Source organism: Streptomyces sp. AK010, assembly GCF_014207295.1.
Classification (GTDB): domain Bacteria; phylum Actinomycetota; class Actinomycetes; order Streptomycetales; family Streptomycetaceae; genus Streptomyces; species Streptomyces massasporeus.
This window is the reverse complement of record NZ_JACHCX010000020.1, coordinates 23,147-44,960: the sequence shown is the minus strand read 5'-3', so window position 1 is coordinate 44,960 and position 21,814 is coordinate 23,147. Positions and strand designations below refer to the sequence as shown.

The following is a 21,814-nucleotide window of genomic DNA, read 5'->3' as shown; positions in this document are numbered from 1 at the left end:
GGCCAATATGGTCAGGGCATGACGACCGAGCCTCACTCCTTCCCCCGACGGCACGCCCGTACCCAGCGCTTCACCCTCGGCGCGCCGCGTTCGTTCAGCGTGGCGCCCGACGGTTCACGTGTCGTGTTTTTGCGCTCCGGTTCCGGTACGGACCGGGCGAATTCGCTCTGGGTCCTCGACACGGAGGAGGGCGCCGAGCGCGTCGCCGCCGACCCGAGCGCCCTGCTGGGCGGTGCCTCGGAGGACCTGTCGCCCGAGGAGCGGGCCCGCCGCGAGCGCAGCCGTGAGGGCGGGGCCGGCATCGTCGGGTACGCCACCGACACAGCGGTCGAACTGGCCTCTTTCGCCTTGTCAGGGCGGCTTTTCGCGGCCGAGCTGCGGGCCGGGACGGCGCGTGAACTGCCCACGCCCGGACCGGTGATCGACCCGCGTCCGTCGCCCGACGGGCGGCACGTCGCGTACGTCGCGCAGGGTGCCCTGCGGGTGGTGGGCGCCGAGGGGGAGGGCGACCGGGCGCTCGCCGAGCCGGAGTCGGAGAATGTCTCATACGGGCTGGCCGAGTTCATCGCGGCCGAGGAGATGGGGCGCTCCCGGGGCTTCTGGTGGGCTCCGGAGTCGGACCGGCTGCTCATGGCACGAGTGGACGACACGCCGGTGCGGCGGTGGTGGATCGCCGACCCCGCGCATCCGGAACGGGAGCCGCAGCGGGTGCCGTACCCGGCGGCGGGCACGGGCAACGCGGAGGTGCGGCTGTTCGTGATCGGCCTGGACGGGCCGCGCACGGAGGTCGCCTGGGACCGGAAGCGCTACCCGTATCTGGCGCATGTCCACTGGTCAGCGGCGGGCGCGCCACTCCTGCTCGTACAGGCGCGCGACCAGCGCAGTCAGCTGATCCTGGCCGTGGATCCGGGCACCGGTGCGACGCGGATGGTGCACGCCGACGAAGATCGAACTTGGCTGGATCTTTTCCCCGGGGTGCCGTGCTGGAGCCCGTCCGGTCAGCTGGTGCGGATCGCGGACGAGGGTGGTGCGCGGGTCCTGGCGGTCGGGGAACGGCCGCTCACGGGAGCGCAGTTGCATGTCCGGGCCGTGCTGGACGTCTCCGAGCACGACGTGCTGGTCTCGGCGTCCGCGGGTGCGGAGGCGGCCGGGGAGGCGGAGACGGGCCAGGTGCATGTGTACCGGGTGAACGAGCTGGGTGTGGAGCGGGTGTCGCAGGAGCCGGGCGTGCACGCGGCGGTGCGGGCCGGGGCGGTGACGGTTCTGGTCTCGGCGACGCTGAATCGGCCAGGTTCTCTGGTGCAGGTCCTGCGCGACGGAAAACCGACCAGGACTGTCCCCTCTTACACCGAAGATCCCGGTATGTCCCCCCGCGTGACACTCACCGAGGGGGGCGCACGCCGCGTCCCGTGCGCCGTGCTTATGCCTCGGGACTACGACGGTGACACTCCGCTGCCGGTGCTCATGGACCCGTACGGCGGCCCGCACGGCCAGCGGGTGGTCGCGGCCCACAACGCGCACCTCACCTCGCAGTGGTTCGCGGACCAGGGCTTCGCGGTCGTGGTCGCGGACGGCCGCGGCACCCCGGGCCGCTCCCCCGCCTGGGAGAAGGCGATCCACCACGACTTCACACTGTCGCTGGAGGACCAGGTGGACGCGCTGGAGGACCTCGCGAAGCGCCACCCCCTGGACCTGTCCCGGGTCGCGATCCGCGGCTGGTCCTTCGGCGGCTGGCTGGCGGGCCTGGCGGTGCTGCGCCGCCCGGACGTCTTCCACGCCGGCATCGCGGGCGCGCCGGTGACCGACTGGAGCCTGTACGACACCCACTACACGGAGCGCTACCTGGGCACGCCGGCGGAGCACCCGGAGTCGTACGCGAAGAGCTCCCTGGTCACTCCCGACGGACTGTCCTCCCCCGCCGAGCCGCACCGCCCGCTGATGATCGTGCACGGCCTCGCCGACGACAACGTCGTGGTCGCCCACGCCCTGCGCCTGTCCTCGGCCCTGCTCGCCGCCGGCCGCCCCCACGAGGTGCTGCCACTGTCCGGCGTCACCCACATCACCCCGCAGGAACAGGTCGCCGAGAACCTGCTCCTCCTCCAGGTCGACTTCCTGAAGCGCTCCCTGGGCATCACGACCGCCTGAACACGGCGACGGGCCGGGGCGACATGGCGCGCCCCGGCCCGTCTACGGCACCCGCACGGCCGTACGCTGACCAGCCTGACGCGTCCGTATATCGGAACCGGGTCGGCGAAGTTGCCTGCGTGTTAACGCAGTTGGCGGGGGTTTGCGGGGGTGTGCGCCTCGGACGCCACGAGTTCCACCTCGAAACCGTCGGTGTTCGAGAGATAGGCCGCGTAGTGCTCGGGGCCGCCGGCGTGCGGGTAGCGGTCCGCGAAGAGCGGCCTCCAGCCGTGCGAGGGAGCCTCGGCGGCCAGAGCGTCGACCTCCACCGGTGGCCCCGCGTGGAACGCGAGGTGGTTGAGCCCCGGCCGCATACGGTCGTGCCCGGCCGCGCTCATCGCCGGCGACTGCTCGACGACCAGGTACGTCGGGCCGAGCCGCCAACTGCGGCCGTGCTCCCACTCCTGGTACGGGTCGCAGCCGAGGCGGCCGAGGAGCCAGCCCCATGCGCGGACCGCCCGCGGCAGGTCAGGGACCCACAGTTCGATGTGATGCAGCATCCAGGATCCTCGAACGCCGGTTCCCGGCACCCCGTTGAAGGGATGCCGGGAACCGGTGTGGACGTCGGAACGACGGGTCAGGCCGCGTGGACCACGTCCTTTTCCTCCGCGAAGTGGCAGGCCGACTCGTGGGCCGCCGGGGTGTCCGAGCCCTGGAAGCGCTCGGGGATGGCCAGGAGGGGGACCTCCTGGGCGCACTTGTCCTCAGCCTTCCAGCAGCGGGTGCGGAAGCGGCAGCCCGAGGGCGGGTTGGCCGGGGACGGGACGTCGCCGGTGAGGATGATCCGCTCGCGGCCCTCGCGGGACGACGGGTCGGGGACCGGGACGGCCGACAGCAGCGCCTGGGTGTAGGGGTGCGTCGGGTGGTCGTAGATCTCCGTGTCCGAGCCGATCTCGGCCATCTTGCCGAGGTACATCACCCCCACGCGGTCCGAGATGTGCCGGACGATCGACAGGTCGTGCGCGATGAAGAGATACGAGAGGTTGAACTCGTTCTGCAGCTTCTCCATCAGGTTGATGACCTGCGCCTGGACGGACACGTCCAGCGCGGAGACCGGCTCGTCGCAGATGATGATCTCGGGGTTGAGGGCCAGGCCGCGGGCGATGCCGATGCGCTGGCGCTGACCGCCCGAGAACTGGTGCGGGTAGCGGTTGATGTACTCGGGGTTGAGGCCGACGACGTCCAGGAGGTCCTGGACCTTGCGGCGGCGGTCGCCCTTCGGCGCCACCTCGGGGTGGATCTCGAAGGTCTCCCCGATGATGTCGCCCACCGTCATACGGGGGTTGAGCGAGGTGTACGGGTCCTGGAACACCATCTGGATGTTCCGGCGGACCGCCTTCAGCGCGCGCCCGGACAGCTTGGTGATGTCCTGGCCCTTGTAGAAGATCTCGCCCGCGGTCGCCTTCTCCAGCATCATCAGCAGCTTGGCCACCGTGGACTTGCCACAGCCGGACTCGCCCACGATGCCGAGCGTCTCACCCTGGTAGAGGTCGAAGGAGACCCCGTCCACGGCCTTGACCGCACCGATCTGACGCTTGAACAGGATGCCCTGGGTCAGCGGGAAGTGCTTGACCAGGTTGCGCACCTGCAGGATCGGCTCACCGCGCTCGACCGGCGCCTCGATGGCGGCTACGGCCTCCGCATCGGTGGCGGCCTCGATCGTCTCGACCTCGGTGACGCTGGGGGTGGCGTCCATGGACTCGTCCGTCTTGTCCAGCTCAGCCATGGATCGTCTCCTTCCAGAAGTGGCACGCGCTGCCGCGCCCGGGCAACTCGCCGCCGTCGCGCTCGGTGACCGGGTGCAGCAGCGGGACGTCCGTACGGCAGATGTCCTGTGCCTGCGGGCACCGCGGGTTGAAGGCGCAACCGGACGGGATGCGCGTCAGGTTGGGCGGCAGGCCCTTGATCGCGTACAGGTCCTGGCCCTTCTGGTCCAGGCGCGGGATCGACTCGAGCAGACCCTTGGTGTAGGGATGCGCGGGCCGCTTGTACAGCTCGTGCACGGGCGCGGTCTCCACGATCCGGCCCGCGTACATCACGGCGATCTTGTCCGCGACGTCGGCGACCACGCCGAGGTCGTGGGTGATCAGGATCAGGCCCATGTTGTACTCGCGCTGCAGCTCCGCGAGCAGGTCCATCACCTGGGCCTGGACCGTCACGTCGAGAGCCGTCGTCGGCTCGTCGGCGATGATCAGGTCCGGCTCCAGGGCGAGCGCCATCGCGATCATGATGCGCTGGCGCATACCGCCGGAGAACTGGTGCGGGTAGTCGCCGACGCGCTCCTTGGCGGCCGGGATCTTCACGCGGTCCATCAGCTCGATGGCCTTGGCCTTGGCGTCCTTCTTGCTCAGGCCCTGGTGGACGCGGAACATCTCGCCGAGCTGGTAGCCGACGGACAGCACCGGGTTCAGCGCGGACAGCGCATCCTGGAAGATCATCGCGATCTTCCTGCCGCGGATCTTGCGCCGGGCGTCGTTGGACATGGTGAGCATGTCCTCGCCGCGGTACAGGATCTGCCCCTGGGGGATCCGCCCGGGCGGCATGTCGAGGATGCCCATGATGGCCTGGGCGGTCACCGACTTGCCGGAGCCGGACTCGCCGAGCACGGCGAGGGTCTCGCCGGAGCTCACGGTGTAGTTGACGCCGTTGACGGCCTTGGCCACACCGTCACGGGTGTGGAACTCGACGTGCAGGTCGCGCACTTCGAGCAGGGGAACGTCACCCTCGGCCGCGCCGCGCGGCTCGGGGACGTTCCTGGTCTTGTCGATGGTGGTCACGTACGCCCTCCTCAGCGCAGCTTCGGGTCAAGGGCGTCGCGCACCGCGTCGCCGAGCATGATGAACGCGAAGACCGTGAGGCTGAGCATGCCCGCCGGGAACAGCAGCGTGTGCGGGTTGTCCCGGATCACCTTGCTGCCCTCGGAGATGTCGATGCCCCACGAGATCGTCGGGTCGCTGAGGCCGAGGCCGAGGAACGACAGCGTCGCCTCGGCCGAGATGTAACCGCCGAGGGCGATCGTGGCCACGACGATGGTCGGCGCGACGGCGTTCGGCATCACGTGGCGGAACAGGATCCGCGGGGTGCCGGCGCCGAGCGCCCGGGCCGCCGTCACGTAGTCCGCCTGCTTGGCCGTGATCACCGAGCTGCGCATGACGCGGGCGATCGAGGTCCAGCCGAGGAAGGCCAGGGCCAGGATGACCACGTAAACCTTGCGCTCGGTGAAGGCGTTCAGGACGACCATGGTGCCGAGCAGGAACGGCAGGCCGAAGAAGATGTCGACGATCCGGGAGATCACCGAGTCGATCCAGCCGCCGAAGTAGCCGGCCAGCATGCCGAGCAGACCGCCGAGCAGCGTGACGGCCGCGGTGACGCAGACGCCGACGAGGATCGAGGCACGAGTGCCGTGGATGACACGCGAGTAGATCGAGCGGCCCTGCTGGTCGTAGCCGAACCAGTCGGGCTGGAAGAAGTGCCCCAGCTCCGGCTTGCCCAGGTAGTGGTGGACGAGGTCGCCGTCACGCGGGTCGACGCTGGTGAACCAGCCGGGGAACGCGGCGATCACGAGCAGCATGACCAGCAGCACCGAGGAGATCCAGAACATGGGCCGGTGGCGCAGGTCGTACCAGGCGTCGCCCCACAGGGAGCGGGGTTTCTCGCTCTTCTGCGTGCGCTCGTTGCCGGGTGCGTCGACGGCCGGCGGGGCGATGGCGTCCACGGCCGCGGCGTCGGTGGTCTGGGCCTTGGTCACGTCAGGCATACCGGATCCTCGGGTCCAGGACCGCGTACAGCAGGTCGATGAGCAGGTTGATCAGGAGGATGACGAGGACGAGCACCGTCACCACACCCGTGACCGTCGAGCCCTCGCTCGTCTGGATCGCCCTGTAGAGGAGGTTGCCGACACCCTGGATGTTGAAGATGCCCTCGGTGATGACCGCGCCGCCGATGAAGCCGCCGACGTCGGTGCCGACGAAGGTGACGACGGGGATCAGCGAGTTGCGCAGCAGGTGGACACCGATGATGCGGCGCCGGGGCAGGCCCTTGGCGAGCGCGGTGCGCATGTAGTCGGCGCGCAGGTTCTCGGCGAAGGTCGTCCGCGTCAACCGGGCCACGTAGGCCATGGACAGCATGGCCAGGACGAAGGCCGGCAGGAACAACTGCGAGTAGCTGGTGGAGTCCTGGACGTTGGGTGGCAGCCAGCCGAGTTCGTCGGCGAAGATGAACCGGGCGATGAAGCCGAGCACGAACACCGGGATGGAGATCACCGTCAGGGTGAAGACCAGCACGCCGGTGTCGGCGGCCTTACCGGCCCGCAGACCGGCCCACGCGCCCAGGCCGACACCGATGATGATCTCGATGGTGATGGCGAGCAGCGTCAGCCGCAGGGTCACCGGGAAGGCTTCGGCCATCAGGTCGGCGACCGGGCGTCCGGCGAGGTTGCTGCCGAAGTCTCCCTTGAGGAGATTCAGCATGTAGTGGAAGTACTGCTCGAGGACGGGCTTGTCGAAGCCGTACTCGCGCTTGATCTGCGCGATCTGTGCGGGATCGGGAGCCTTGTCCCCGTAGATGGCCCGGACCGGGTCGCCCGGCAGGATGTGGACCATCAGGAAGATCAACAGAGTTGTCCCGATGAAGATCGGGATCATCTGGAGCAGTCGCCTGGCGGCGTAGCGCCCCATCTTGCGCCTCCATGCCGTGAGGGGTCGGCGAGGCCTGCGCACTCATCTACCGCAGGTGAGGGGGGTGAGGTGGAGGCCTGTGCCTACGGACCGGCGCCGCCGCTCCCCTGGTACGGGAGAGGCGGCACCGGTCTGCGGTCGTCTGGTTACTTCTGCTTGACCTGGATGGTGTCGAAGATCGGGTCACCGTCCTGGCCGTACTCGATCTTGCCCAGGATGTTCTTGGACTGACCGCTGTTGACCTTGTAGAACCAGAGCGGAATCGCCGGCATGTCCTTGGCGAGGAGCTGCTCCGCGTTCTGGTACAGCTTCACGGTCTCGTCGATCGAGCTGGCCTTGTCCGCCTCGGAGCTCAGCTCGTCGAACTCCTTGTTGGAGTAACCGCTGGTGTTGCCGGCCGCCGTGGAGCCGTACAGGTCCCGCATGAAGTTCGAGTTGACCGGGTAGTCGAGTACCCAGCCACCCCGGTACATGGACTTGACCTGCTCCTTGTCACGGGCGTCGAGGTCGGCCTGGAAGGTCGGCTTCGGGTCGCCGGTGCACTCGACGCCGGTGGACTTGCGGATCGAGTTGCAGACCGCGTCGACCCAGGGCTTGTGGTCCTGGTCGGCGTTGTACTGGATCTGGATCTTGTTGCCCGGGACGCCGCCACCCTCCTGGATGAGCTTCTTGGCCTGGGCCGGGTCGAACTTGACGATGTCGCCGAGCGCGCCCTTCTTGTAGCCGAGGACACCGGGGGCGACATAGGAGTCGGCCGGGGTACGCGTGCCCTGGAGGACGGTCTTGGTGATCGTCTGGCGGTCGATCGCCATGGACAGACCCTGGATGACCTTGGGGTCGATGTCCTTGAACTGCTTGGTGTAGAACGCCGGGACGATCGACTGGACGGCCGAGTACGGCTCGTCGATGGCGCGGTCGCCGAGGTCGGTCTTGTAGTTGGTCAGCGCGGTGGTCGGGACCTGCTCGATCCAGTCCACGTTGTCCGAGCGCAGGTCCGAGTACGCGGCGTCGGCGGTCGTGTAGTTCTTGAAGTCGATGCCGCCGTTCTTGGCGACGTTCGGGCCCTTGTAGCCCGCGAACTTGCGGACCTTGATGAGCTTGTTGTGCTCCCAGGACACGAACTTGTAGGGGCCGTTGCCGACCGGCTTCTCGCCGTAGCCCTTCGGGTCCTTGAAGAAGGCCTCGGGCAGCGGAGCCCACACGTCGTAGCCCAGCTTGTACGCGAAGTACGAGACCGGCTGCGTCAGCTTGATCGTGAAGGTGTTGTCGTCGACGACCTTCAGACCCGACATCTTGTCGCTCTTCGGGTCACCCTTCTCCGGGTGCACGTCCTCGAAGCCGACGATGTCCGCGAACCAGCTGGAGTTGGTCTGGTTGTTCTTGATGTTGGCGGACCAGTTCCAGGAGTCCACGTAGGACTTCGCGGTGACCGGGGTGCCGTCGTGGAACTTCCAGCCCGGCTTGAGCTTGACGGTCCACTCGGACGAGTCGTCGTTCGGCGTGACCGACTCGGCGTTGACGTACTCGAGCTTGCCGGTGCCGGGCTCGTAGTCGACCAGGCCGGCGAAGATCGTGCGCAGGACACGGCTGCCCTGGCTCTCCTTGGCGTTGGCCGGCTGGAGCGGGTTCTGCGGTTCGCTCAGCTGCGCAGTGACGATGCCGTTCGGGTCGGCCTTCCCCTTGTTCATGTCGTCGCCGGCACTGTCGTCGCCGCCGCCGCAGGCGGTGGCGGCCAGGGCGACGACTATCGCCCCCGCGACCCACTTGGCGCTCTTGGCACCGCGCATGGGTTCCTCCTATGAAGTCATTGGTTCACCGCGAAGGGAGCACACGACACATCACGGCCCCCGCCCGTCGCCGGTGCCGGAATTCGTCGAGTGCCCCCGCGCTCGTGAGTCGCGCCGCTGCCGGCTACTGACCCGTACATCCGAGCTCTACGCGCCTAACTATCTGCCAAACGCCATGACCGAACCACACTCTCGAGGTCTCGGTTCGATCACAGCTCTCGCCTACATCTTCCAAAATCCGGACAAAGGGTTTGGTGAAAGATCCCTGCGAAACGGACTTGTTACACATCTATCGGTGTCGGCTGTCCGCAATCCGGACGCGAGAGTGAGATAAACCGCTTGCGACGTACCGTGGGTCCCGTGCAGGGTGCCACCGGAGTCTGTCGCGCGCTCAAGAAGCCTGTGCGGCAAGGCCGTTGTGCCTTCCCCGGGGTCGGGGAAGGCTGGCGCTTCGGGAGCAGGGTAGTGGGAGAAAACCGCCCCTGACGGCTGTCACCGGCAAATCGAGGGTTTTCCCTACCCCTTCCCTTCGCGTTCCCCCTCCTTTACACAACGGCACCGGGCACCCCGCATGAGCGGGGTGCCCGGTGCCGTTGGTGAAGTGCGTCAGCCGTGCTTGGCGCGGCTCGCGGCGCGGGCGCGCTCGCGGGCGTCCAGGTTCACCTTGCGGATGCGCACGGCCTCCGGGGTGACCTCGACGCACTCGTCGTCCCGGCAGAACTCCAGGGACTGCTCCAGCGACAGCTTGCGCGGCGGGACGATCGCCTCGAACGAGTCGGCCGAGGAGGACCGCATGTTCGTGAGCTTCTTCTCCTTGGTGATGTTCACGTCCATGTCGTCGGAGCGCGAGTTCTCACCGACGATCATGCCCTCGTACACCTCGGTGCCCGGGTCCACGAACAGCACACCGCGCTCCTGGAGGTTCGTCATCGCGAAGGCGGTGACGGCACCGGAGCGGTCGGCGACCAGCGAACCGTTGTTGCGGGTCTGCAGGGTGCCGAACCAGGGCTCGAAGCCCTCGTGGATGGAGTGGCCGATGCCCGTGCCGCGGGTCTGGGTCAGGAACTCGGTCCGGAACCCGATGAGACCGCGGGAGGGCACCACGAACTCCATGCGGACCCAGCCGGAACCGTGGTTCGACATGTTGTCCATACGGCCCTTGCGGACACCCATGAGCTGCGTGACCGCGCCCATGTGCTCCTCGGGCACGTCGATCGTCATGCGCTCGACCGGCTCGTACGTCTTGCCGTCGACCTCCTTGGTGACGACCTGCGGCTTGCCGATGGTCAGCTCGAAGCCCTCGCGGCGCATCTGCTCGACCAGGATGGCCAGCGCCAGCTCACCGCGGCCCTGCACCTCCCAGGCGTCGGGACGCTCGGTGTCGAGCACGCGGAGGCTGACGTTACCGATCAGCTCGCGGTCGAGGCGGTCCTTGACCTGGCGGGCGGTGACCTTGCGGTCCTTGACGGCCGCCTTGTTGTCGGCGCCCTTGCCGGTGGCGCCACGGCCGACCAGCGGGGAGGTGTTGGTGCCGATGACCATGGAGATCGCGGGCTCGTCGACCGTGATCAGCGGCAGCGCGACCGGGTTCTCCGGGTCGGCCAGCGTCTCACCGATCATGATGTCCGGGATACCGGCGACCGCGCAGATGTCACCGGGGCCGGCCATCTCCGCGGGCTTGCGGGTGAGCGCCTCGGTCATCATCAGCTCGGAGATGCGGACGTTGCTGACGGACCCGTCGCGCTTCATCCACGCGACCGTCTGGCCCTTGCGCAGCTCGCCCTGCTCGACGCGGAGCAGCGCGATACGGCCGAGGAAGTTGTCGGCGTCCAGGTTGGTGACGTGCGCCTGGAGCGGGGCGGCCTCGTCGTAGGTCGGGGCCGGGATGTGCTCCAGGATCGTGGAGAAGAACGGCTCCAGGCTGGTGGAGTCGGCGGGGACCGTGCCGTTGTCCGGCTTGGTCAGCGAGGCGATGCCGTCGCGGCCGCAGGCGTAGACGATCGGGAACTCGATCTGCTCCTCGTCGGCGTCCAGGTCGAGGAAGAGGTCGTACGTCTCGTTGACGACCTCGTCGATCCGGGAGTCCGGGCGGTCCGTCTTGTTGATGCAGAGGATGACGGGCAGCCGCTGCTGGAGCGCCTTGCGCAGCACGAAGCGGGTCTGCGGGAGGGGGCCCTCGGAGGCGTCCACGAGCAGGACGACACCGTCGACCATCGACAGACCGCGCTCGACCTCGCCGCCGAAGTCGGCGTGACCGGGGGTGTCGATGATGTTGATGGTGATGACGTCCCCCCCGTCCTTCGGGTGGTACTTCACCGCCGTGTTCTTGGCCAGGATCGTGATGCCCTTCTCACGCTCCAGGTCGTTCGAGTCCATCATGCGGTCGTCGACGCCTTCGAGCTGGTGCGCGGCGAAGGCGCCGGCCTGCTTCAGCATGCCGTCGACGATGGTGGTCTTGCCGTGGTCGACGTGGGCGACGATAGCGACGTTGCGGATGTCGTGGCGCGTGGCCATATTGCGGCGTTCTCCCGGAGTATGAGGAATGCCCTGCGCGGACGTCTGCGGTGCGCGGGCCCTGCCGGGCTGAACGTGCCACGGCCTCACCCCATGGTACGGGTGCGCTGCCGCTGGGACGCGCCGGGAGGCATATACGCAGGTGGCGAGGGCTCCACGGCGTCCTGCAGGGCACCCGGCGGCCGGGGCGGGCCGCCCCGGCCGCTCGGGGACCGCTCGGCTCAGTCCGCCGCCCTCGCGGCACGGGAGTCCGCCGGGCACAGTTCACCGGCCGCCGCACGGCCTGCCACGCCTTCGGGCGGCTCGGAACAGGGCATGAAGCCACTGCCGGTGCCTTCCCAGGTCCGCACGTGCCCCTTGACGGGCTCGCTGTCTCCGCAGGTGTACGTGAAGTCGGCCGTGACCAGCTTGGTGTAGCCCCAGGAGTAGTACGCGCCCTCGAGGCCCCCGGTCGCCACCTCGAAGTAGTGGCCTTGCTCCGGGATCTCCGTCTCGGACGGGCCCGCGAGCGGTTCCTCGACCTTCAGGTGCTTGCCCAGAGCCTTGATCACCCCTGCCGCGCCGACGCCGTCGGGTGTACCGGTCACCGAGGGGCGGTACACCGTGTCGTCGAGGGGCTTCAGGCGGGAGGTGTAGGTGCTGGTCTTCTTCTTGAACATGATCGGGTCGGACAGCTCGGTCAGCCGCTCCTCCCGCCGGACACCCGACCAGGCGTACGCACCGTCCGCGCAGGCCACGGCCTTGCCGTCCCTGTCGTCACCCGCTCCCGTACAGGCCGTCAGCCCCGTCACCAGTACCCCCATGACCACCCCGGCCGTGCAGGCCCGCCCCACCATGCCGCGCATCCGCCGACTCCCGTCCCCCGTGCGCGGACGCCGCCCGGCGCCCACACCATGATCGTTGCTGATCTCATGGTGCGGACGCCGGGCGGGAAGCGGCAAGGCGTTTGAGCGTTCCCAGAGCTACGGGGCGGGCGAGCCCTTCGCCGACGGGCCCGACGCGGGCTTCGCGCCCTTCTTCAGGAAGCCCATGTCCTCGTAGACCGGTGTGCCGAAGCCGAAGGCGCCGGTGTTGACCAGGTTCTTGCGGGCCGCGAGGAGCTGGGGGCGCTGGAAGAGGGGGATCGAGCCGGCCGCGGCCCAGATGCGGGAGTCGGCCTTGCGGATCAGGGAGCGGGACTCGCCCTCGTCGAGGGTGGCCACGGCCTCGTCGAAGAGCTGGTCGACCTGGTCGGTGCCGACGCGGGTGTAGTTCTGCTCGACGTTCAGCGAGCCGTCTGCGGCCGGGACGGGCTTGGCGTAGACGGGGCGGGCGTCGGTGGCGGGGTAGGCCGTGGCGGGCCAGGAGTACAGGGCGAGGTCGTACTGGCCGGAGGCGATGTGGTCCTTGAAGTAGGACTCGTCGGAGACCTTGGAGATCTCGGTGCCGATGCCGACGTGCTCCAGCATCCGGGAGATGCGGTCCGCGACCGTGCGCAGCGTCTGGGAGCCGGGGCCGGAGGGGAGCACGAAGCGGAGCGTGAGGGGCTTGCCGTTCTTGGCGAGCGGGGCGGCCTCCTGGTTCGCCGGGGCGGCGGTGCCCCGGGGGGCGTACGCGCCGGGGGCGCCGCCCTGGTGCGGGGCCTGGTACTGCGTGCCGTCCTGGGCGAGGTGCCCCGCGGGGTCGGGGCCGTGGTGCGCCTTGTTGTCCTCGCCGGTGTCGTCGTTGTCCTCGCCGGTGTCGTCGGACTTCTCGCCCTCGGGGCCGGCGGCCTTCTCCTTCTTCTTCTGCTCCGTGACCGGGCCGCCGCGCACCCACCCGGCGTCCGCGAGCAGCGCCTGGGCCTCCTTGGTGTCCTGGCCGCCGAGGGCGCCGCTGTTGTCGGCGTAGTGGGCCTGGCCGGACAGGGCGAGGTGGCTGCCGACCGGCACGGACGGCAGGCCGAGCGGCTTGAGGACGACCTGGGCCAGTTCCTTGCGGTCCAGGGCGCGGGCGACGGCCCTGCGGACGCGCTCGTCGGTGAGCGGGCCCTCGGCGCCGTTCAGGGCGAGCTGGGTGTAGGCCGGCTCCAGGGACTTGCGGACCTCGAAGCCGCCGAGGGCCTGCTGCTGCCGGGCGTACCTGACGGCGGCCTTGCGCAGCTTCTTGCGGGCGACGGTCTCCTCGTCGGCGGCCTCCTCGTCGGAGCCGTTGGCGACGGCCCACGACTCCAGGGAGTCCGCGGCGGACCGGTCGGCGCCCGGGCCCATCAGCGGACTGCCGGACGCGTGCGGGCGGGCGGCGACGGTGATACGGCGGGCCGCGGCGGGGTCGATCTCGGCCAGGTCGAGGGTGCCGGCGGCCAGCTCGGAAGCCCGCTTGTCGCGCGGGACGGTGCGCAGCACGATCTCGGAGAGCTTGGCCGGCTCACCCCACCAGCGCGGGTTGCGGGCGAGGGTGATCTCCCCGTCCTCGCGGTCGGTCTTCTTCACCCTGAAGGGCCCGGCGGTGACCTTGAGCTTCTTGCGGGCCCCGTCGTTGAAGGAGTCCGGGGTGCCCATGACGTCCTTGGGGTACAGCGGGGAGAAGAGCGAGCGCCAGTCCGCGTAGGGGCGGCCGAAGGTGACCCGGACCTCCAGGGCGTTGTCGCCGCGCTCGATCTTCTGGATGCGGTCGTAGCCGGCGTTGCGGGCGGTCCAGTACGCGGTGTCCTTGCCGGACAGGGCGCGCCACTGGGCGGCGAAGTCGGCGGCGCCGATCTCCCGGCCGTCGCTCCAGACGGCCTGCTGGTTGAGCTTGTACAGGACGACCTGCTTGGGCTCGGTGTCGACGACCTTGGCGGACTCCAGGTAGGCGGGGTTGCGCTCCGGGCGGCCGGAGGCGTCCATGCGGAACATCGACGGCAGCACGGCCTGGGCGACGCGGGTGGTGGTGGCGTCGGCGTCCGACTGGAACGTGTTCAGCGTGTCGGGTACGGAGTCGACGGCCCAGCGCAGGGTGCCTCCGTCGGTGATCCGGTCGCGGGGCGCGGGCTGGATGTCCTGCCCGGCGAGCGGCTTGCCGGACGGGTCCTCGGAGCCGCATCCGGCGAGCGCGGGCACCGCGAGCACTCCCGCGGTGAGGAAGGCGACCGAGCGCGTGACCGCACGCGGGCCGACGCCGTGCTGGGACATCTGTGCTACCTCCGGGAAGCCGCGGGCGTTATGATCACTTTTGGCGGTATTTGGAGTTCATCTGATGTATGCGGCCACTGAAGAGGAAAGGGTTCGGCAACACAGGGCGACACGGCGGTCACGGGCGGGAAGCCACCCGTGCGGCCCAATGCACCGCACGGTGCACCCGCACGCCTCGGCCAATCGATGCACATCCCTTCACAGCACAAGGTGTGACGCGCAACACTCGCAGGCGCATGAACGTTGCCGCCTTGGGCCACGAAGGACCCGCGGAAGTGAGGGCAAGTCATGTCCGTTCACGACGAACTGACGTCAGTCCAGCGCAGTCTCGACGAAGTGTTCCGATCGCTGGGACGCCTGGAGAAGCAGCTCGGCACCGGTGGCCTGGAGATGCGCCGCGTCCGGGCCGACGCCAACCATCTGCGCGAGAGCGTCGCCCTGCTGCGCGACGCCGCCGCGTCACCGGCCGCGCCGACCCGCCCCGAGCTGGTCACCATCTCGGACACGCCGTACGACTCCGCCCTGTGGAGCGACTCGGACGACGAGGGGCTCGGCGCCCGGGACCGGCGCGCTCCCTGACCCGGGGAGGAGTCGAGCGCGACCGGCACCTCCCCCGAACCCGACCGGAGTCGTCACGTGGCCACTGGTACGGAACCCCCTGCCACCGAACCCAGACCTGAGAGCGGCGGTGTGCGGGGTGGTACACGCGCCGCGATCGCCGCCCCGCATCTGCGCACCGACCGCTGGTGGCTGGCCCCGGCCGGCACGGCGGCGGGACTGCTCGCCTTCATCGTCTACTCGACGTGGCGGGCCTTCGCCGACGCCCACTACTACGCGGCGCCCTACGTCTCGCCCTTCTACTCCCCCTGTCTGGCGGAGAACTGCGAGCCGATGAAGGCCGGCCCGAACTGGGAGATCTTCGGGAGCTGGTGGGGCATCTCGCCCGCGATCATCATCCTGATCTTCCCGCTCGGCTTCCGCCTGACCTGCTACTACTACCGCAAGGCCTACTACCGGGGCTTCTGGGCGTCCCCGCCGGCCTGCGCGGTGGCCGAGCCGCACAAGAAGTACAGCGGCGAGACCCGCTTCCCGCTGATCCTGCAGAACATCCACCGGTACTTCTTCTACGCCGCGCTCGTCGTCGCCGGGATCCTCACGTACGACACCGTGCTCGCCTTCCGCGACGAAAACTACGCCTGGGGCCACATGGGGCTCGGCACGCTGGTGTTCCTGGTCAACATCGTGCTGATCTGGGCGTACACGATCTCCTGCCACTCCTGCCGGCACATCGTCGGCGGCAAGCTCAAGCACTTCTCCAGGCACCCCGTGCGCTACCGGATGTGGCAGTGGGCCGGAAAGCTCAACGCCCGGCACATGCAGCTCGCCTGGGCGTCGCTGGTGAGCGTGGCGCTCGCCGACTTCTACGTCTACCTGGTCGCGTCCGGCGCCTTCGACGATCCGCGCTTCTTCTAGAGGGATGGGGCCTTATCTGATGTCCGTGGTCGACCGGCAGGAGTGGGACGTCGTCGTGGTGGGCGCGGGCGGCGCGGGCCTGCGCGCCGCCATCGAGGCCCGTGAGCGAGGCGCCCGTACGGCCGTGATCTGCAAGTCGCTCTTCGGCAAGGCGCACACGGTGATGGCCGAGGGCGGCATCGCCGCGGCGATGGCCAACGCCAACGAGAACGACTCCTGGCAGGTGCACTTCCGCGACACCATGCGCGGCGGCAAGTTCCTCAACCAGTGGCGGATGGCCGAACTGCACGCCCAGGAGGCGCCGCAGCGGGTGTGGGAGCTGGAGACCTGGGGGGCGCTGTTCGACCGCACCAAGGACGGCCGGATCTCCCAGCGCAACTTCGGCGGCCACGAGTACCCGCGCCTCGCGCACGTCGGCGACCGCACGGGCCTGGAGCTGATCCGCACGCTCCAGCAGAAGATCGTCGCGCTCCAGCAGGAGGACTTCAGGGAGACCGGCGACTACGAGTCCCGGCTGAAGGTCTTCCAGGAGTGCACGGTCACGCGCGTGCTCAAGACGGTGTCCGACGGCGGCTCCGCCGCGGGCGGGAAGGTCTGTGGCGTCTTCGCCTACGAGCGCGAGTCGGGCCGCTTCTTCGTGCTGGAGGCACCCGCCGTGGTGATCGCCACCGGCGGCATCGGCAAGTCCTTCAAAGTGACGTCGAACTCGTGGGAGTACACGGGCGACGGCCACGCGCTGGCCCTCCTCGCGGGCGCTCCCCTGCTGAACATGGAGTTCGTGCAGTTCCACCCGACCGGCATGGTCTGGCCGCCGTCGGTGAAGGGCATCCTCGTCACCGAGTCGGTGCGCGGCGACGGCGGTGTGCTGCGCAATTCCGACGGCAAGCGGTTCATGTTCGACTACATCCCCGACGTGTTCAAGGACAAGTACGCCGAGACGGAGGAGGAGGGCGACCGCTGGTACGACGACCCGGACCACCACCGTCGCCCGCCCGAGCTGCTCCCCCGCGACGAGGTCGCGCGGGCCATCAACGCCGAGGTGAAGGAGGGGCGCGGCTCCCCGCACGGGGGCGTGTTCCTCGACGTGTCGACCCGGATGCCCGCCGAGGTCATCAAGCGCCGGCTGCCGTCGATGTACCACCAGTTCAAGGAGCTGGCGGACGTCGACATCACGGCCGAGGCGATGGAGGTCGGGCCCACCTGCCACTACGTGATGGGCGGGATCGCGGTCGAGTCCGACACGGCGGCGGCGCGCGGGGTGCCCGGTCTCTACGCGGCCGGTGAGGTGGCCGGGGGCATGCACGGCTCCAACCGGCTCGGCGGCAACTCCCTGTCCGACCTGCTGGTCTTCGGCCGCCGGGCCGGCTGGCACGCGGCCGAGTACGCGGCGGGGGCGGCCGGGGCGCGGCCCGTGGTGGACGACGTCCAGATCGACTCGGCGGCGGCGGAGGCGCTGCGGCCCTTCTCGGCCGAGGCGGAGATCGAGGAGCCGAAGGGCGGCCCGCCGGAGAACCCGTACACCCTGCACCAGGAACTCCAGCAGACGATGAACGACCTGGTCGGCATCATCCGCCGGGCGCCGGAGATGGAGCAGGCCCTTCAGAAGCTGGCCGAGCTGCGGCTCCGGGCGCGCCGGGCCGGGGTCGAGGGACACCGGCAGTTCAACCCCGGCTGGCACCTCGCCCTGGACCTCAGGAACATGCTGCTGGTCAGCGAGTGCGTGGCGCGCGCGGCGCTGGAGCGCACCGAGTCGCGCGGCGGGCACACGCGTGAGGACCACCCGGGGATGGACCGCACGTGGCGCCGGATCAATCTGCTGTGCGCGCTCACCGACCCCACGGGCGGCCTGGCGGCGACGGACCCGGTCCGCGGCCAGATCGCCCTCACCCGTGAGACCACCGAACCCGTCCGTGACGACCTGCTCGCCCTGTTCGACAAGGAGGAGCTGGTCAAGTACCTCGCCGAAGAGGAGCTCCACGAATGAGCGGCTATACGGCCCACTTCAAGGTGTGGCGCGGGGACGTGGGCGGCGGCGGCCTGGAGGACTTCGAGATCGAGGTCAACGACGGTGAGGTGGTGCTCGACATCATCCACCGCCTCCAGGCCACCCAGGCGCCCGACCTCGCCGTGCGCTGGAACTGCAAGGCGGGCAAGTGCGGTTCCTGCTCGGCGGAGATCAACGGCCGTCCGCGGCTGATGTGCATGACGCGCATGTCGGTCTTCGACCGGGAGGAGACCGTCACGGTGACGCCGCTGCGGGCGTTCCCGGTCGTCCGCGACCTGGTCACCGACGTCGGCTTCAACTACACCAAGGCCAGGGAGGTCCCTGCCTTCGTGCCGCCGGCCGGGGTCGGTCCCGGTGAGTACCGGATGATGCAGGAGGACGTGGACCGCTCGCAGGAGTTCCGCAAGTGCATCGAGTGCTTCCTGTGCCAGGACACCTGCCATGTGGTCCGCGACCACGAGGAGAACAAGCAGGCGTTCGCCGGGCCCCGTTTCCTGATGCGGGTGGCGGAGCTGGACATGCATCCGCTGGACGCGGCGTCGGAGGCGGGCCTGGACCGCAAGACCACCGCCCAGGACGAACACGGCCTCGGCTACTGCAACATCACCAAGTGCTGCACGGAGGTCTGCCCCGAGGGCATCAAGATCACGGACAACGCGCTGATCCCGCTGAAGGAGCGGGCCGCCGACCGCAAGTACGACCCGCTGGTGTGGCTGGGCTCGAAGATCAGGAGGCGCTCCTCAGCAGGCTGAGCGTCTGGTGGAGGTTGTGTTCCGCGATCTCCCGCATCGGGTCCGGGTGCGGGAAGTCGCCCTCGATCAGGGTCAGCGGGCCCGAGACCAGGCCGATGTGCATAGCCAGGCGGTACAGGCGCAGGCGTGCCTCGTCCAGGCCGGGGGCGCGCAGGGCGTCGTAGTGGGGGCCGAAGCGGAGCCGCAGGAAGACGTGTTCGTGCTCCACGTCGAAGTACATCAGGCCCTCGATGTCGATGAGCGCCGGATGCCCGTCGGGCGTGAGCAGGACGTGGTCGGCCCCGAGCTCGCCGTGGACGAGGGTGTGGTGGTCGCGGGGCCGGACCTCGGCGGCCAGGGCGTGGATCTCCTCCTCCAGCTCCCGGCGTGCGGCGGCGGCGCGGGGGTCGCGTGCGGCGGCTTCGGCCACGGCGCGCAGGGCCCCTTCGGTGACGCGCCGCTCGTGGCAGTCCAGTCGGTCAGTGCCCGGAGGGCGCGCGGCGCGATCGCCCGGCCCCGTGCGCGCTCCGCCGTCCAGTAGCCGACCTCGGCGGCACCGGGGACGACGTTCTGGTCCACCTGGAGCCGCGTCGTGATGTCGGGCATGGGGCGATCGTACGGGCGGTCGTCAGCTCCTGTCAGAACAGGCTCAGCAACGCCTCCGCCGGGTCCGTCAGGCTCGTGTCGCCTCCGGGCAGGGGCAGTTCGAACCACACCGTCTTGCCCCGGGGGGTGCGGCGGGAGCCCCACGCGGCGCTGAGGAGGCCGACGAGCTGGAGGCCGCGGCCGCCCTCGTCGGTGTCGCGGGCCCGGCGGCGGCGGGGCTGGACGAGGCCGGAGTCCCAGACCTCGCAGACCAGGGTGCGGTCGAGCAGGAGGCGCAGCCGGATCTCGCCCTCGCCGTAGCGCAGGGCGTTGGTGACCAGTTCGCTGACCAGGAGCTCCGTGGTGTCGACCAGGGGTTCCATGTCCCAGGCGAGCAACTGGGCGCGGGCGTACTCGCGGGCCCGGCCCACACTGCGCGGCTCGCGCGGCAAAGTCCAGTCGCCGACGGACTCCGTGGGCAGCCCCTGTACACGTGCCATCAGCAGCGCGATGTCGTCCTCGCCGTGATGGGTGTCGAGGGTGTTGAGGACGTGGTCGCAGACGTCCTCCAGCGGCTGGGTGGGGTCGGAGAGCGCGCTGACGAAGGCCTGGAGACCTTCGTCCAGGGGGTGGTCGCGGCTTTCGACCAGGCCGTCCGTGTAGAGCGCGAGCAGGGCGCCTTCGGGGAGTTCGACCTCGACCTCTTCGAACGGCTCCCCGCCGACGCCGAGCGGCATGCCCGGCGGCACGTCGAGCATCAGCGCCGCCTCGCCCGGCTCGACCAGGACGGGCGGCAGATGGCCCGCGTTGGCGAAGGTGCAGCGTCGGGTCACGGAGTCGTAGACGGCGTAGACGCAGGTGGCGAGGTACACCTCCGAGAGGTCCGCCTCGCGGGGGCGGCGGGCTGCCCGGGTCGCCTGCGTGACACCCCCGGGGGCGCCGAGGCCGCGGGCGATCTCGTCCAACTGGGAGAGCACCTCGGCCGGTTCGAGGTCGAGCTGCGCCAGGGTCCGGACCGCCGTACGGAGTTCACCCATGGCGACGGCGGCGCGCAGGCCGCGGCCCATGACGTCGCCGACGACCAGCGCGGTGCGGTGCCCGGGCAGTTCGATGACGTCGAACCAGTCGCCGCCGACCTCGCTGGGCCGGCCGGTGTTGACGTTGCCGGGCAGATAGCGGCAGGCGATGTCGAGGCCGGAGGCCTCCGGGTCGCCGGGCGGGAGCAGGGACCGTTGCAGTATCAACGCGCGTTCGTGCTCCCGGCGGTAGAGGCGCGCGTTGTCGATACAGACCGCGGCCCGCGCGGCCAGTTCCACGGCGAGGTCGCGGTCCCGGTCGCCGAACGGCTCGCTGCCCTTCGTTCGGGCGAACTGCGCGAGCCCGACGACCGTGTCGTGGGCGACCATCGGCACCGCGAGCGTGGACTGCACGAGCCCGCCGTCCTCGCCCGGGACGGTCTGCGGGCGGGCCGTGCGCAGGGCGTCCGCGCAGGGCGAGTTGAACGGGTAGTGGTGGACGGCACCGACCGCGACGGGCACGCCGGTGCCGGCGAAGGGCGCATCGGAGACAGCGCTGGCGAAGGCCACGCGGCGCAGCTCGGCGCTGCCGTCGGCGAGCCCGGGCGGGGTCTCGTCGCCGGCCAGCAGGCCCTGGTAGAGGTCGACCGTGGCCAGGTCGCAGAACCCGGGGACGACGACGTCGAGGAGCTGACGGGCCGTGGTCTCCAGGTCCAGGGAGTTGCCGATGCGGGCGCCGGCCTCGTTCAGCAGGGCGAGGTTGCGCCGGGCGGCGGCGGCCTCGCGGGCGGCGGCGCGGCGCGCGGTGATGTCGATCCCGAGCCAGGCGACCCCGATGGGGCGGCCCGAACCGCTGTGCACGCGGTAGAGGTTGACGGACCAGTGGCGGCGCTCGTCGGAGCCCGGCGCGAAGCCCGTGACGTGCATGTCGGTGATGGAGCTGCCGGTCTCCAGCACCCGGCGCAGCGTGGCGGCGACCCGCTCGGCCTCGCCGCGCTGGAGGTAGTCGTGGACGCCCCTGCCGCGGTGGTCGTCGGGCGCGCCGCCGAAGATGGACGCGAACCGCTGGTTGACGCGGCGGACCCGCAGATCGGGGTCGATCAGCAGGAATCCGAACGGGGATTGACTGAAAATGGCCTGCGAGGCGGCGAGGTCGGTCTCGATGCTGCGCAGGGTGCGTACGTCGACGACGATGCAGACGGCGGCCTTCTCACCCTCCTCGGTGCGCGTCGGCATGACGTACACCTCGGCGAGCCCCTCGTGGCCGCACTCCCCCTCGACGCCCCTCGGCATCCGGAAGGGCACCACGCCGGTCCACTCGCGGCCGTCGAGGATCTCGGCCATCTTGCGCATGCCGCGCTCGCGGTGGCGCGGGTCGATGAACGCCTCGATGGGGTCCATACCGACGGCGCGGTCGGCGGGGATGCCGAAGAGGTGCTCGGCACGCAGGCTCCACTGCTCGACCAGTCCGTCGGGGCCGATGGAGAAGGACGCTACCTTGATGTAGTCGTAGATGGATCCGGGGGGACTGCTCTGCCACATGGCGTCCCCGGTCCGCACCCCGTCGGCCGCGAGCGCACCTCCCACCGCGGAGGCCAGGCCGTCGGCAGCCCTCGCCCTCGCGCCCTCCGACGGGTCCTCGGACTCCGTGGCCTTCGCTGGTATCTCGCTCACGCGAACCGTCCCCTCCAGCTCACCGCGTCCGGCACCGG

At 69.9% G+C, this 21,814-nt stretch carries 16 protein-coding genes; 5 read left to right on the top strand and 11 right to left on the bottom strand.

Going from position 1 to position 21,814, the window contains the following annotated elements; translation table 11 throughout:
- Positions 1-18 precede the first annotated feature (18 nt).
- The gene (locus HDC93_RS30505; protein WP_185014069.1) at positions 19-2,145 is read left to right on the top strand and encodes a S9 family peptidase; all 2,127 of its coding nucleotides are present in this window, start codon (positions 19-21) and stop codon (positions 2,143-2,145) included.
- A gap of 122 nt (positions 2,146-2,267) precedes the next feature.
- On the opposite strand, the gene HDC93_RS30500 is transcribed toward HDC93_RS30505, so the two are convergent.
- The 9 genes from HDC93_RS30500 to HDC93_RS30460 form a co-directional block, all read right to left on the bottom strand.
- Positions 2,268-2,684 (bottom strand): VOC family protein, encoded by a 417-nt coding sequence (locus HDC93_RS30500; RefSeq protein WP_185014068.1) that lies wholly within the window; start codon positions 2,682-2,684, stop codon positions 2,268-2,270.
- 77 nt (positions 2,685-2,761) lie between these two features.
- Complete coding sequence (locus HDC93_RS30495; protein ID WP_185014067.1) at positions 2,762-3,910, bottom strand: ABC transporter ATP-binding protein; 1,149 nt, start codon at positions 3,908-3,910, stop codon at positions 2,762-2,764.
- On the bottom strand, positions 3,903-4,961 hold the full coding sequence (locus tag HDC93_RS30490) for an ABC transporter ATP-binding protein (protein ID WP_185014066.1): 1,059 nt from the start codon (positions 4,959-4,961) through the stop codon (positions 3,903-3,905). Before HDC93_RS30490 ends, HDC93_RS30495 begins: the two co-directional genes overlap by 8 nt.
- Before the next feature lie 11 nt (positions 4,962-4,972).
- Complete coding sequence (locus HDC93_RS30485) at positions 4,973-5,941, bottom strand: ABC transporter permease (RefSeq protein ID WP_185014065.1); 969 nt, start codon at positions 5,939-5,941, stop codon at positions 4,973-4,975.
- On the bottom strand, positions 5,934-6,860 hold the full coding sequence (locus HDC93_RS30480) for an ABC transporter permease (protein WP_185014064.1): 927 nt from the start codon (positions 6,858-6,860) through the stop codon (positions 5,934-5,936). Before HDC93_RS30480 ends, HDC93_RS30485 begins: the two co-directional genes overlap by 8 nt.
- 146 nt (positions 6,861-7,006) lie before the next feature.
- The gene (locus tag HDC93_RS30475) at positions 7,007-8,647 is read right to left on the bottom strand and encodes an ABC transporter substrate-binding protein (protein WP_185014063.1); all 1,641 of its coding nucleotides are present in this window, start codon (positions 8,645-8,647) and stop codon (positions 7,007-7,009) included.
- Between the two features lie 606 nt (positions 8,648-9,253).
- Positions 9,254-11,161 (bottom strand): translational GTPase TypA, encoded by a 1,908-nt coding sequence (gene typA, locus HDC93_RS30470; protein ID WP_031103289.1) that lies wholly within the window; start codon positions 11,159-11,161, stop codon positions 9,254-9,256.
- A gap of 221 nt (positions 11,162-11,382) precedes the next feature.
- Positions 11,383-12,006, bottom strand: coding sequence for a hypothetical protein (locus tag HDC93_RS30465; protein ID WP_185014062.1), 624 nt, complete (start codon positions 12,004-12,006; stop codon positions 11,383-11,385).
- Positions 12,007-12,123: 117 nt separating this feature from the next.
- A complete protein-coding gene (locus tag HDC93_RS30460; protein ID WP_185014061.1) occupies positions 12,124-14,292 on the bottom strand; it encodes an ABC transporter family substrate-binding protein in 2,169 nt (722 codons plus the stop codon).
- 288 nt (positions 14,293-14,580) lie between these two features.
- Here HDC93_RS30460 and HDC93_RS30455 point away from each other — a divergent pair, with 288 nt between their 5' ends.
- The 4 genes from HDC93_RS30455 to HDC93_RS30440 are packed head-to-tail and all read left to right on the top strand — an operon-like array spanning position 14,581 to position 18,522.
- Positions 14,581-14,871, top strand: coding sequence for a hypothetical protein (locus tag HDC93_RS30455; protein WP_062928894.1), 291 nt, complete (start codon positions 14,581-14,583; stop codon positions 14,869-14,871).
- Between the two features lie 57 nt (positions 14,872-14,928).
- On the top strand, positions 14,929-15,765 hold the full coding sequence (locus HDC93_RS30450; RefSeq protein ID WP_185014060.1) for a hypothetical protein: 837 nt from the start codon (positions 14,929-14,931) through the stop codon (positions 15,763-15,765).
- 19 nt (positions 15,766-15,784) lie between these two features.
- Positions 15,785-17,749, top strand: a complete 1,965-nt coding sequence (locus HDC93_RS30445; RefSeq protein WP_185014151.1) for a fumarate reductase/succinate dehydrogenase flavoprotein subunit — start codon at positions 15,785-15,787, stop codon at positions 17,747-17,749.
- Positions 17,746-18,522: a succinate dehydrogenase/fumarate reductase iron-sulfur subunit gene (locus tag HDC93_RS30440; protein WP_185014059.1), complete on the top strand. Its 777-nt coding sequence runs from the start codon at positions 17,746-17,748 to the stop codon at positions 18,520-18,522. Before HDC93_RS30445 ends, HDC93_RS30440 begins: the two co-directional genes overlap by 4 nt.
- Here the strand turns inward: HDC93_RS30440 and HDC93_RS30435 are convergent.
- Complete coding sequence (locus HDC93_RS30435; RefSeq protein WP_398987074.1) at positions 18,497-18,976, bottom strand: phosphotransferase; 480 nt, start codon at positions 18,974-18,976, stop codon at positions 18,497-18,499. The genes HDC93_RS30440 and HDC93_RS30435 overlap by 26 nt on opposite strands.
- A 163-nt stretch (positions 18,977-19,139) precedes the next feature.
- Positions 19,140-21,776, bottom strand: a complete 2,637-nt coding sequence (locus HDC93_RS30430) for a SpoIIE family protein phosphatase (RefSeq protein ID WP_185014058.1) — start codon at positions 21,774-21,776, stop codon at positions 19,140-19,142.
- Positions 21,777-21,814 lie beyond the last annotated feature (38 nt).